This is a genomic window from Providencia alcalifaciens (assembly GCF_915403165.1).
Classification (GTDB): Bacteria; Pseudomonadota; Gammaproteobacteria; order Enterobacterales; family Enterobacteriaceae; genus Providencia; species Providencia alcalifaciens_C.
Map to the genome: position 1 here is coordinate 177,042 of NZ_OU659204.1, position 14,642 is coordinate 191,683.

The 14,642-nt window shown below is 41.0% G+C and carries 5 protein-coding genes; 1 reads left to right on the top strand and 4 read right to left on the bottom strand.

Going from position 1 to position 14,642, the window contains the following annotated elements; genetic code table 11:
• The first annotated feature begins 11 nt into the window (after positions 1-11).
• Positions 12-1,277 (top strand): amidohydrolase, encoded by a 1,266-nt coding sequence (locus LDO73_RS00775; protein ID WP_224059763.1) that lies wholly within the window; start codon positions 12-14, stop codon positions 1,275-1,277.
• 67 nt (positions 1,278-1,344) lie between these two features.
• Here LDO73_RS00775 and LDO73_RS00780 read toward each other — a convergent pair whose 3' ends face one another.
• From LDO73_RS00780 to LDO73_RS00795, 4 genes are all read right to left on the bottom strand, one after another.
• A complete protein-coding gene (locus tag LDO73_RS00780; protein WP_224059764.1) occupies positions 1,345-2,586 on the bottom strand; it encodes a Zn-dependent hydrolase in 1,242 nt (413 codons plus the stop codon).
• A 392-nt stretch (positions 2,587-2,978) separates the two neighbouring features.
• Positions 2,979-4,811, bottom strand: coding sequence for an FUSC family protein (locus LDO73_RS00785; RefSeq protein WP_224059765.1), 1,833 nt, complete (start codon positions 4,809-4,811; stop codon positions 2,979-2,981).
• Between the two features lie 237 nt (positions 4,812-5,048).
• On the bottom strand, positions 5,049-5,333 hold the full coding sequence (locus LDO73_RS00790) for a helix-turn-helix domain-containing protein (RefSeq protein WP_224059766.1): 285 nt from the start codon (positions 5,331-5,333) through the stop codon (positions 5,049-5,051).
• A gap of 913 nt (positions 5,334-6,246) precedes the next feature.
• Positions 6,247-14,607 (bottom strand): Ig-like domain-containing protein, encoded by an 8,361-nt coding sequence (locus tag LDO73_RS00795; RefSeq protein ID WP_224059767.1) that lies wholly within the window; start codon positions 14,605-14,607, stop codon positions 6,247-6,249.
• Positions 14,608-14,642: the final 35 nt, after the last annotated feature.

Consider the following 14,642-nt stretch of genomic DNA (forward strand, 5'->3'; position numbering starts at 1 on the left):
AAGGAGATAACATGTCAAACATTACATTAGAACAACTGACTCAATGGCGTCGTGAATTCCATCAATATCCTGAAATTGGTTGGTCTGAGTTTTTAACCACAGCAAAAATCGTTGAAGAACTGCGTCGTTTAAACTTGGACGTTAAAGTGGGTCCACAGGTAATCAATCCTGAATATGCCTTTGGACGCCAACAAAAAGTGGTTGATAAAGGTTTAGCGGTAGCGAGAAAGCACCAAGTTGATGAAAATCTGTTGGCCGAAATGCAGGAGCTGACAGGGTGCGTTGCCATTTTTGATAGCGGCAAAGCGGGACCGACAGTCGCACTGCGTTTTGACATTGACTGTGTCGGTGTGACAGAAAGTACCGATGAAACTCATCGACCAAAAAATGATAATTTTAGCTCTTGTCATCCCGGCGAAATGCATGCGTGTGGCCATGATGGGCATATCGCGATTGGTTTAGCAGTCGCGCATTGGCTAGTGGCCAATAAAGAGAGCTTATCTGGCAAAGTGAAATTGTTATTCCAACCTGCGGAAGAAGGCGTTCGTGGCGCGAGAGCGATGGCAGAAAGTGGTATTGTGGATGATGTGGATTATTTCTTAGGGGCGCACTTAGGGTTCATTGCCAATAGTGGTGAAATTGTGATTAACCCAACCCATTTCCTCTGTACAACAAAACTGGATTTTCGTTTCAAAGGCGCACCATCCCACGCGGGAGCGGAGCCTGAATTAGGACGTAATGCGCTAGCAGGCGCTTGTCATGCCACAACGCAAATGTTGGGAATTTCAAGACACGGTAAAGGAATGTCGCGCATTAACGTTGGGGTACTGAATGCAGGTGAAGGGCGAAACGTGACGCCATCCTATGCTCAAATGCAGATAGAAGTCCGCGGTGAAAATGAAGAGATTAACCGCTTTATGAGCGAAAATGCGATTCGCATGGCCGAAGGCTCTGCACACAGCTTCCAGCTAGAAATGGAAAGTGAAGTGATGGGTGAAGCGGTTGATTTAACCAATGACCAAGAGCTGATTGATACCTTGGCAAGTGTGGTAGGGAAACATGCTGAATTAACAGCGATTGCAACTCGCCCATTTGGCGGTAGCGAAGATGCCACTATCTTGGCAAAACGCGTTCAGCGTCATGGGGGGAAATCTTTGTATTTTGTTGTCGGTGCAGATAGAACCGCAGGGCATCACCAAGCTAATTTTGATTTTGATGAAAAACAGATGTTAACAGCCTATCAGCTGTATACCGGATGTTTGGTGTCATTAATGTAATTGTTGGTGATAGGAAAAAGCCGCTGAGAGAGCAATCTCCCAGCGGCTTTTTTCACTTTGCTAAGAATTATTTTGCTAAAGAATGCAGGGTATCTTTCAATAGATTGGCGGCAATAATAATGTCGTCGAAATCAGTAAATTCATCAGGGTGATGGCTAATCCCATTTTTTGATGGTGTGAAAATCATTGCGGTTGGGAACTTTTGTGCGAGATTCATAGAGTCATGACCAGCACCGCTCAACATGGTCATATAACCGATGTTTTGCTCAAGACAATGTTGTTCAATACACTGGCAAATCTCGTTGTCTAATTTCACTGGTGCTTCCGCTGAAATTTCACGAATTTGAATCGAAACATCGTTGTCTTGTTCAGATTTTCTAATGGAATTTCTCAAGTGAGTGGCAACGCGGGCAATACTTTCTGGCTCAATACCACGAATATCGACTAAGAAATTCACTTCACCAGGAATCACGTTCATGGAATTTGGATAGACATTGAGTTTCCCAATAGTGCCGACTGTTCCCCAAACAGATTCACGGCAAGCTGCGCGATTTACATCACTGATAATGGCGGCGCTGGCCACTAATGCATCGTGGCGTTGATACATTGGGGTGGCACCGGAGTGATCTGCATGACCTGTGACCTGAACTTGGAAGCGGGTTGGTGCCGCAATTCCATTCACAATTCCCACTGATTTTCCTTCAAGTTCAAGACGTCGACCTTGTTCGATATGCATTTCGATAAAAGCAGAATAATGGTTATCAGCCAATTGGCACTGTTCAATTTCGTGGCTTGGGTAGCCAAGGCTATCTAGGACATCGAAAAAACTGCGTCCATCATCATCCCGGTTGAGAGACCACTTTTCACGATCAACTTTCCCTAGTAACACTTTGCTGCCAATACAGGAAAAACCAAATCGGCTGGATTCTTCCGCCCTGAAAATGACGAGTTCAAGGGAACGGGACAATTGCTGTGGCTCAAATTGCATCAGCGCATAAAATCCTGCCACGACACCAAGCGTACCATCATAAGCACCGCCATTAGGAACCGTGTCCAAATGAGAGCCAGTGCCAACAGCAGGTAAGTCGGGATTTTTTCCCGGTAATCGGCAAAAAATATTCCCTATCACATCTTGGCTAACAGTAAACCCGGCTTTTTGCATGGTTTCTATCATGTATTGGTGTGCCAATTGGTCAATAGGGGTATAGGCTAAACGTGTCACACCTTTATTTTCAGGATAAACAGTAAAGGATGCTAATTTTTCAAATAATAATTTCATTTCATTTGTAGAAAATAATTCCCTAGTCATGAAAACCTCTTTCATAAGTTGTAATCAGATATATTTAAATTTATTGGAATAAAAAGGATTGAAAATCAAAAACAGAAAAATCTAAAAATTATTATGAGTACCACTATGCAAATAGGAATTGGGGGAGTCAAACAGAATCATGAAAAAGAGAGGGTTGCATGATATTTGTCAAAATATTGATATTAAACGAAAAAATAACAAATTTTACGTTTTTTGTAGATTCTGTTTATCATGGATTAATTTAAAAATCTTTTAAATTAACCCATGATTTTTTTATTATTTATTGATGGTATGTTGTGAATCTATAATTTAAATAAGATATTTATTTTTTATAATCAATTTAGGCCAGTAATTTATTTTATTTTTTTCATAATCTCGTTAATTGTTATTTTTTATATCCAATTGTTAGAGTCTAAATAATGTAAGTAGAGGCGAATGTCATTATATAATTGACATAATTCAGCACTGTTTTTCTGCCTACGTAATAATGTTTGCAGCAGGTGGTGAATTTTTTCAACATCAGGCTGTGGGTGTTGCAAACGTAAAACAAGCCCTTTTAGGGCACGCTTGTGTGATTCAGAGGCAGAAATTTGTTTATAAACTTGCATCAGATTGAGCCAAATAGCGTGGCGGACAGCAAAAAATTGTATTGTTCTATCAAATGGATAATCACTCTTACGCGCCAGTATTAACCCGCTAAATAGGCGATGGCTCATCTGTGATGTTGATGGTTTTTGTCCTGAAATAATCTTATGCAGACCCAGCTTAAATTGTTGTTCACTGAGTAAAATAAGGTTTTGGTAACGTTTCTTCGGATTTGTTGGGTAAATCCAATAAAAAGCTCCCATTGCGACTAGCGGTCCACAAATAATGGCGATGGCATTACTGAGGCTTTCTGGGAAACTTAATGTAAAAGGGTAACTTGGTTGCAGCAAAATCAAAGAGACCATGATGTAATCAAAGGCGATTAAAATCAGTTTTTTGTGGGCAAAAACAAAAATCCCACTGATGATGACGGGCACAATGAATAAGGTCATTTGCCATGATGAGGATGCAAATGGCCATAGACACCAAGTACAAATCAACGCGGCAAGTGCCCCGAAAGATTGTCCCGTGAAGATGTTTCTCATAAACCTAGCGGGGTAATCGAGGGATGCGAACAGTGCGATCATCACAGATAAACCTAGCGTCAGATAGGCCAGAGCTTGCCATTGAGTCACTAACCAGAGTAAGCCAACGGTAGCAATGGCAACGAACGAGCGTGCAAAAGTTTGCCAAGCGGCAATGCGATCATGGTGGAGTTTTAGCTTATCTACACGGTATTGTGCTTTGATGGATAACCCTTTAGATACATAAAACAGCGGGATTAAGAGATTTTTCAATACGCCATTCGGGCATAGAGACAGGATATGTTTCCATTGTGATTCAGTCGGTTGTATTGCTGGAAATGGAAATGCAGCGACGTCTTTAAATTTATCAAGTTGTAGCAAAATCTGGCTTTGAGCGAGTAGTTGTTGGCGGGCTTTTACGACTTGTTTACGGTGATAATGCCACCCAATACGGTTGGCTTCTAACTGCTCATCATAGGTGGCCATTTGCTGCCATAAGGTGTCAATATCCTGTTGTTCAATAGGATCTTTTCTATATAAAGAACGGTGCAAAATAGTGTAAAACTGCTGATCAATTTGTTGCTTTAACGCGATGATGGATGCTTGTTCACGCTTGGGGGTAAATAAAAAGTTAAATAAAACTGCGCATAATACGCCAACTAAAATAGTCCAAAATCGATCCCATGCAACGGCAAAAATATTGTCGGTGGCATGAACGCTAAGCATGCTTACCATCACCGCTGAGTAACCTGCCAAAAAAGTGCCGTAAGCCACAAAACCTTTTTGTAGCTGTCCAATACCGCTACATACACCTAACCATGTGGCTAAACTGATCACAAATAATAATGGACTGCTTAGGTGAATTTGAATGAGTACAATGCCAGCAACTACGCCAGCAACTGTACCAGCAAACCGCCACCAACTTTTCTCTAGCAAGTTTTCACGCCAAGGTTGCGCGGAGGCCCATACAGTCATTGCTGCCCAGTGGGGGTGAGTTAGTCCTGCATATTTAGCAATAAATAGCGCGAGAATAGATGCGCAGGCGGTGATCATTGCAAAGCGTAAACGATCAGAATCAAATCCGAATCGCTGCATTAATGTAGTTGGTTGTGGCATGGTCTTTCGCAGATGGGTGAATAAAACAGTGTATAGGGTAGTGCTTGTGAGAAAAAATCGCAAACAGAGGTGGAAAGCTTCTATATTGGTAAAAAAGAATTGGTAAAACAGAGCTCGAAGTAAAATAAAAAGTAAAAGCCTTAAAATAGGCTTTTACTTTTTATACAGGAGCATCATATATGGACTGTTTTAAATCAAGACTTAGTTGAAGTTAATACGAAACGCTAGATACTCACATTATGCGTAATATTCAACTGATTCTTGGGTTTTATTTTCATATTTAATATCTTGATTGTCTTGAAATACATCACAAAATATATCACTGATATTAACATCTAATATTTTTGTTACTCTAGCTAAGCAATCAATATCAATACGATTAACACCTCTTTCATAACGGAATAGTTGTTGTTCACTGATATTACATTCTCGTGCTAATTGAAACACAGTATAACCTTGAGATTTTCTTAATGACTTGATTTTTTGTCCGACAGCATAAGCGACAGGAAATTTTCTATTCATAAATATTCTCTATTAAATTATATTGTTGAGATAACAATCAATGTGAATTTTCAGATTTTATAAAAGTGATTTAATATAATCTGTGTGTTTTAGTTTTTGGTTAAATATATAGTGACCCTCAAGTGCCACTCACTGAATGATATACTATCCTTATAATTGTTTTCAATTAGTCCCAAAATGACGTATTAAATATCCTGATGTTTGCGATTGTCGATTTTAAATATTTAACGTAATAATTATTTTTTCATTTTCAATGGTTTAAAATTGAATTTATGCAATGTTATAACAAATGTAAATTTTGGTGTATTGTTTTTGATCAATATTATATGCTTTATATTTTTATTAATTAGATATATAAATCTAAAAAAACAGAAAATAAAACATTAACAATATTGGTTTTTTATATTTAATCTCTGTGATTTTGCTTAATTGTTTTGTTTTTTTGATTTATTTCATAAAGGCATCAATCTAGGAAGATCGTTATTTGATCAATTTTTTTATGATTTTTTTAAATATGTAGATTTCAGGCATCTTAATAGAAATGAAAATATTTTGGTTTCTATTTTCTTTTTTTTTGTTTTAAAAGTAATAGTTATTTTAGTATCAAAGATTTGGTGAGTCAGTGAGAGGTTTGTATGATGATTAAGATTAAAACTTTGCATTAATCCTTTTAAGTCAAATTGTACTAAATGGTATGCCACTTTAGTAGTAAAGGATTTCCTATTATAATCTTTGTAGTATAAACATTCGTTATATGGCTATCAATAAAGTAATAAAAATCATATTTTGATTTATGTTTATTTTCAAAAATATCTAAGATAGTACGTGCATTTACTTAGTAATTACAATTTGTTGAGTAAGAAGAAAGAGGGGGGTAATAAAAAACAGGGCGCAAAGCGCCCTGTGGAATAAGTTAAGAACCACTCCAAGAGAAATGGGTTTTAAGTTGAGATTGTTGACCGGCAAATTCTAATATTGTGGTGATGTTTCCGTTACCGCTATGATTAGTATAACATTTCTCTTTTAATACCGAACCGCTAGCTTGCGAGTAATTGTATTCGTATGTATCTAGGCCATGAGTTGGTTTTGTCAGCGTTGGATACGTTATTCTATCTGAGCCAAATGATTCGTTCCCTTGATATTCAGACTGTAATATCTGATGGCTTACCTGAACATTCTCTAGCAACTGTTTTCCTGATAACCCAATATATACTTTAGGGAATATAATCGCTTTACGATGGTAATTGAACAAGGCAGAAGGCGGATTACAACGATTATCATTATCCAATACGTTATCTTTATCGACGTAAACTGAAGTTTTATAGCTAATAGATAGGCTTCCGATATTTTTGGGTTCAGTTATAACAATAGGAACATCAACAGCTTGGATCTTATTTTCAATTCTGTGTTGGGACTTACCTATTGCAACAATTTCAACTTTAACTTTTTGGTTATTTTTCAAATAGCTTTGTTTTGGTGCATAGGTATTTGAACGTGGGCCGCTAGTTACCGATGATGCGACGCTATCTGTCCCGCCATCCGGTTTTGTTACGACGATTTTGACATCGGAAGGCAGATCAAAATCACTAGTTCCTGCAACAGACCAGTTAACCGTTAGGTTATCGTCGGTATAAACAGGTGACCAATAAGTTGCATTAGTTTCTTTGGTACCATTATTACCATAAGAAATTGAATTTATAGTAATCAAAGGCTTCGTGTAAACCTTGACCTTATAATCACCACTACTTTGCTCAAAGTAATCATTGGCTTTTACTGTCATGGTTAAGTTGGCTTCGCCTTTGCCTAAGCTTTGAATCGAGCCATTTTTGGCAATATTGACAACATTATTAGCCCCTGAACCCCATTCAATATCTGCTTTCGGAGGGATAGCAACACTGGTTTTTTGTAGGTTAAAAAGGTTACTCTGATCCGTGATTTCTTGCTCTTTCTGGTTAAAATTAACATTAAAACGTGCTTTTGCGAGGTTATAGGTAATATCTTGGCTTTCAGAAACAAACTGATCGGTCTCTTTGGAACGCACTGTCAGTTTCGCCACCCCTGGCTTGACCTGAGTAATTGCACCAGAAACAGAGTCCATCTGGGCGATATTGGCATTTTGACTAACATATTCGAGAGGAATGGCTGAGGCATCAGCATTACCGAACGAGGTTTTAATATCATGAACTTGGTTATCTGACCAAGTCGCGGAAATAGTGCTCGCACTGGTTAACGCTAAGTTTGGTTTGGCTTTTTCAACGTCCACTTCATAGCTTGCAGCCGCGGATTTATAGACACCATTTCCATCAATACGCGCCCAGATTTTGGTACGACCCGCTTTTTTCAGTTTGACTTTACCTTGTGGGTCAACCGTGGCAATGCTGGTGTTATCACTGGACCAAACGGGTTGAGCACCATTTGGTAACCCCTTAACAACCTGACCGTTATTCACTGCGGAAGAGTAAGTTAGGCGCTGTTGCATGTTGTCAAAACGTAGCGTTGGGTTAATGGCGTCAATTTTGATTTCAATCGGGTTGGCAATGGTTTTATTGTCAACTTTTGCTGTGACTTTAGCGGTGCCTTGCTTCGTCGCGGTGGCTGTTGCACTGTAGCGACCATCTTGGTGATTGGTGACTGAACTGATAGTAAAATCCCGAGTTGGGACGTTACTTGTAATATTAACCTTTTCACTCAGTAAGGCGTTACCAAAATCATCTTGTAATTTAACCGTGAACAAGGTGCTTTCTAGCCCATCAGGACCAATATCAGTTTTACTGGTCGTAAAGGTAGAGTTGGCGATGTTTACCGTGCCTGCTGAGACGTTAACCACACTGGCCTTTTTATCTTCGACAGCGGAAAGTGCTGCTGTCATCACTAATGCACCCACTGTATGGCTAGTGACCGTAATTTTAGTCGTACCGTCAATATCTGTTATTGATGAGTGTGGGAAAAGTTCTGCTTTACCCTGTAAGTGCCATGAGACATTGACCTGCGGCACTGGGTTATTGAACTTATCCACGACCTTGGCGGTATAGACTACGCCTTGGGCATTACCTGCCTGAATGTTATTGGTGCTGGGAACTAAGCTGGCGATGCTGCCGGTGGCTTTGTCACTGGTCACATTCAACGTTAAGGTTTGCGATAATGCACTGCCGTTGAGGTTTGCTGATAATATGGCAACGCCTGTTTTATCACTGCTCACAACCGCGTGATATACCCCAGCCGATGGCATCGTCACCGGGGCAATTTTTACGTCCTTGTTATTGCTACTGATTTTAATCGCAGGTATTTGGTTGGTTAATAAATTACCAAACTGATCCTTTAATATCAGCTCAACCGTTGCGGATTTACCCGCCACAATGGTGGCAGGGGTTAAATTGAATACCGCTTTACTGGTGTCAATCGTGCCTTGTGTAAAGGAGATTGATGGGGCAGCTTTGGTGTTTTGCGATGTTAAGTTAACGGAGACGTTGGCATGACCCACATCATGGCGTTGAATGGTAACTTCGCTGCGTCCATTAGCATCGGTGGTTGTTTGGTTATCCGAAAGCTGGCTACCATCGTTAGCCGTCCAGAATATAGGGATCCCCGCTCCGAGTTGGTTGCCGTTAGCGTCTTCAAACTGGGTGCTGACCGTGACTTTATTTCCTACGGATTCAGTTGTTTTTGAAACCTTGATATCACCACGTACCTGTGCGCTTTGTGCATCAGCAATTACAGTTAGAGGGGCTTTTTGACTCAGAGCCACACTATCAACAAGGACGGTAATGTCTGTTTTACCTGCTTTGGTACTGTTTAACTTCGCACGATAGGTTCCTGCTGGTGTTATCTCTGTGAAAGTCGGTGATTTTGCTAAGCCTAAATCAGTTGAGTAATCCAGCTTGATTTTATTTGCTAAGTTACCCAGTCGGTTGCCAGTATCATCTTTCAGCGTAACAGTAATTTCAGTTTCACCTGTTGCTGCAGTTAATGATGGGGTGCTCAGCGCAACACTTGAGGCGCTGCTAGAAACGTTCCCTGCTAAGAACTCGATATTTTGAACAGTTTGCTTAGTATTTTGACCTAAAATGGCGGTTACACTGCCTTTTCCTGCTTGTGCGCTAGTTAAGGTAATTTGGGCAATACCGTTATTATCTGTATGGCTAACGGGTTGTGATAGCTCACCAACGTCACTACGCCAACCAATCGCAATACCTGCAGGTGCCAGATTATTGGCGGCATCTGTAATGGTGGCTTGTACAGTAATGCGGCTGGTACCATCAGCAGGAACCGCAGCTTGACTAGTGATGTTAATCTCTTTGATGAGTGCAGTGGCGCTGTCCGCAATCAACCCAAGGCTTTTCTGTTTGGAAACAGCACCATTTTTAGCAGTGATATTAATGGTATCAGCAAGGTTACCACTCACTTTAACTTGGTATTCACCAGTGTTCGCTAGCTCTTTTGAACCCGTAAGTGTAATGGCGCTGTTGTTACTATCCCAATCAATTTTTTGCCCTGTAACTGGGTTATTCCATTGATCACGTAAGGTCAGCGTTGCTGTCGCTTGTTCACGATTATTCGCCACAATTGTTTGTGGTTTAATCTCAAAGAAACTATTTAGTGGGTTTGCATCGCCAGCAATAAATTGAATTTTTTGCTGTGCTTCACGGCGGTTAAGCAGTTGTGCGGTAACCGTTGTTTCTCCCGCAATATAACCTGATAATTCAACGGTCACTTGCCCTCTATTATCGGTACGGGTGGTATTTGCACTTAGCGTGTTGCTATCACTGAGCCAAGTGACTGGCGTTTCAACGAGAGGGTTGTTCAGGTTATCGACGACAGTCGCTGTCAGCAACACTTTTTGGGCTTGTGGATGAATTTGCACTTGGTAAACCGATGATCTAATCGTCACTGTTGCTGTCGTATTATCTGCAACTGCTTTTACGGTGCTCGAAAGTGGTTGCTGGTTACCGTTCGCTAATTCTGCCGCAACCATAATATCATTGGCAGCTTGCGAGGTAGACAGGGTGGCGTGAACCAAGCCGTTGATATCTGTTTTAGAGAATGGTGTGACTAGGGTGAGTACGGCACCATTGTTCGTCTGTAATTGAACCTCTACGCCTTCAACTGGATTACCGTGGTTATCTTCTACGAAGACATAAACATCGGCTTTGTCTACGCCATTAGCCACGATAGTTGGTTTTTTGACATTTAACGATGTGATTTGAGCTTGGGCTTTATCGGCAACAAAGTGAATCTCTTTTGCCATCTTCCCATTGCCATTTGTGGATGCCATTACGTTCACGATATTGGCTTTGATACTGGTGATGGTGGTGATCGTTTCCCCTTGGGCATTGGTCTTGGTTTTTTCTTGACTAAATTTCACGTCAGATGTGCTGAAGTTAGACTGCCAGTCGACATCAGCACCAGAAACAGGGTTATTATTCGCATCCACAACTTTTGCCGTATAAGTGACGGTCATTTTGCCATCAGCGAGATACTGATTTTTAACTTCTGGTGTGACTGAGCTGACACTTGCGGTCTGCATATTTGCAATGAATGTGACGGTTTTATCAAACGATTTTCCACCGACAGTCACTGTAATTTTGGCATCTCCTGCTTGCTTGCTGGTGATGGTGGTTTTTGCCACACCTTGGTTATCTGTCATCACTTTCTGATCAGCCAGAGAACCGTTATTGGTTGCAAATTGAACTTCAACATTTGGCACGACGTTGCCATTCGCATCGGTCACGGTGATCGCGATTGGATTATCTGTCACCCCATTGGCAACGGATGTCATTGAGCCAACAGTGATATCTGAAGGTTTAATCGTTGCAGTGGTTGAATCAGGTAAAAATTTAAGGCTAATGTCTTGTGATGTGGCGTTAGGTATTGCCGCCGTAATCACGACGTCACCTGAAACGGTACTGGTGACTTGAGTCGTAGCAAAGCCATTGGCATCAGTGATACTGCTGGTTTCAGAGAAGCTAACTTCATTGCCTTTCTTATTTGATGTCCAATTAACCACTGTATTTGGCAGCGGGTTATTATTGGCATCCACAATTTGTGTTTTTATTTCAAATGGCTTATTGCCATTGGCAATCTGTGAAGCGGTATTGGTTGTTGGTTTCACAACGTGCGGTGTGTTTTTATCCCCAACAAACGAGATAGTCTGTTTAACATCTTTGCCATCCACCGTAATCGTCACAGTAGCATCTCCGGCTTTATCACTGGAAATTGCGGTTTGTGCGACCCCTTGGCTGTTTGTGGTCACTTTGCTATCTGCCAATATTCCTTTATCAGTGGTGAATGTAACTTCGATATTTGGGATTGGGTTGCCTTTTGCATCCGTCACGGTAATAGAAATGGTATTTGCAGAGTTACTACCTGCGACAGTATTTGGCTGGGAAATCTGAATATTATTCGATTGCACCACAGCCGTTGTGGCATCAGGTAAGAAATCCACTTTCACGTCTTGTGGTTTAGCATTCGGCGCTGTGGCTGTAATGACAACTTCCCCGGCCACGGTACTGGTAATCGTGGTTGTCGCTAGGCCATTAGCATCGGTTGTGGTGGTTTGTTGCGCAAACTGAACATCATTCGTGTTTTTATTTGAGCTCCATGTCACGACGGTATTCGGTAGTGGGTTATTATGGACATCGACTAATTTTGTGGTGATTTCAATCGGTTTTTTACCATCGGCGATTTGCGTTGCCTGGTTGACGGTTGGTTTTGCGATTTGCGGTGTTGAGTTATCTCCCACAAATTGAACTTTATGTTGGATGTCTTTGCCATCCACGGTAATCGTCACGTTTGCTTCACCCGCTTGCGTACTGGTAATAGCGGTTTGCGCAACCCCATTAGCATCTGTTTTTACGGTGGTATTGGTGAGGGTTCCTTTGTCGGTAGCAAACTGTACATCGACGTTTGGTAATGGGTTGCCAAATTGGTCGGTAATGGTAATAGACACCAAGTTGGGTTTTTTCCCGTCAGCAATCGATCCATTTTTTACAATATTGATATTTTGCGGTTTCAGCACCGAAGTGGTGGCATCTGGTATAAATGTCAGCGTAACGTCTTGTGGAGACCCATTTGTTGGCGTTGCTGTGATCGTGACATCACCAGCTTGTGTACTGGTGACGAGAGTGGTGGCATAGCCGTTGCTATCCGTTGTCGTGCTCACAGGGGTGAATATCACTTTTTGCGGATCTTTGTTTGAACTCCAAGTGACCACACTATTAATGATAGGGTTGCCATTCGCATCTTTAAGCTGTGTTTTGACTTCAACAGGCGACTTTCCGTTAGCTAACTGAGCCGTTTGCGTATTGAGCGTGGGCTTTGTGACTTGAATTGTTGTCGTGTCTGCAACGACGGTCACTTTGATTTCAGGGAATACAGCATTACGGGCTTTGGGAACCAATACAAAGCTTTCAGGTTTAGTTCCTGCGGTTAATGTCGCTTCATATTGTCCGGCTGCTAAGCGGGTAAATGGACTGATGCTGGTGTATGTTGCTGTAGGAGAAGCTTTTAATCCCTTCGCGGGCATTGCTCTCTTTACTTTTCGAGTTGTGACTCGCTCAAACGTGATTTCTTTGGCCGCGAGGTCAATGACATTTCCTGCGTTATCTTTAATGGATAACGACAGTTTTTTGCTGCTTTTGCCGTCAGCGATTAAATCAATATTGCTGGATGAAATTGTGCTTTTTAAGGTGTGAATGGCAGGTTGAGTAACCAAAACACGTACAATGACTTTGGAAGAGGTATTCCCTTTCTTGTCGATAGCAATGGCGGTGATGGCGTAATTATTCGCATTTTTGGTATTTTTATAGGAAGGCAACACAAGGCTATATTGGCCATGTTCATTGAGAATGTGACCCCCAGCTGCAACCAGTGCTTCTGCATCCCATTTTATGTGACTTAAGCCATATTTGCTGGTCACTGTGAAACTTAAAGGAATTTTTTCCCCTGCGTAGCCTGTGACAGAGTCAGCTATGTTTAAGTGGATGACATCATTCTTTTTATAATCCAGAACGATATGGTTGTTACGACTGACAAAATCGTAACGATTACCCATGAGTGAGCGAAATGCATTGACAGATTCTGGATCCAAATGTTGTTTCAAACTTTTGCCAAATTGGTAGTTTAGCTGTAAACCAATCCGTGAATCTTTTTTGCTGGCTTTCCCTTGGCGATGCTCCGCATTGAATGTGACTAATGGAATCGGCGTATAGTTGAGGCCGAGATTGATGGAGTATGGATCGCGTTGTAAATTTTTGGTGCCGAATAGGGCGACATCGTCACCATAATATTGCTCATAGGTGAGCTTGCCACCAATATGTGGATAGATAGGTAGCCAACCTTCTGCGCGAAGATCCCATCCATTAGACGGTCTTGCTGAGTGATCGACTAATTCACGAGCATTGCGCCAGCTGCTAAGACGATGGTAGCTGTTGCCTGACAATTTTAAGAAGTCACGGCGATATTCAATACCTAATCCTAAACGAGAATGGCCACGAGATATATCGTAGTCAAAGAAGGTATTCCCGCCAAACATTTGATTTTCACCATACCAGCGAGCACCAAAGCCGAGGTTGGTTTCAATGCGCTGATCTTGACGATGAAAACTACCCTGAGTAAAGAATAAACTCTCTTCGTTTTCATAAATAGGCAGTAGTAAATCAATTTGCGAATTTTTTAATGAAAATTTCTTATCCGCAACCAGCTTTATTTGCGAACTACCAAAATGATTAAACCAATCTTGTAGATAGCCGCTTGCTGCGGTCGTGATTATCTCTTGGGCAAATGTTTTGGTTTTTTCATGATTAGGTTGCTTTGTAAAAAATTGGCCAGCTTTAGAAGCAAATTGTGCCAGTTTGATTTCTTCTTCACTCGGTGCTGCTGGTGGAATATATACAGGTTTTTCGTTTTCCCATTCTACAGTGGGTAACGGAGCCAAAGGAATATCCAGCTCATCGCCGACCTTTAGTGCCTCAAAACTTTCTGAAAAAGTTCTAAATTGGTTAAGCTTACGTAATTGCTCCAAACTTATATTATATTTTTTGGCAATACTTTGAGTTGTCTCTCCCACTTGCAGTGTATAGGGTTGAGTTTCTCTTAGAGTCTGCGTATTTTTTTTTGGTAATAAAAACGTACGTTGTTGATGACTTTGTTCTGTAAATGCACTGGCTACGACAGGTGAAAAAATGGATGCCAAAGGAAAACTAATTTGCGTTGCAATATTTATCCACGCGATAAATGTAGCATGATAAGGAATAAAATCCTTAGACTTGCGATTCATTAAGGAACTCCGAGAATATAGGGTTAATTAAATGT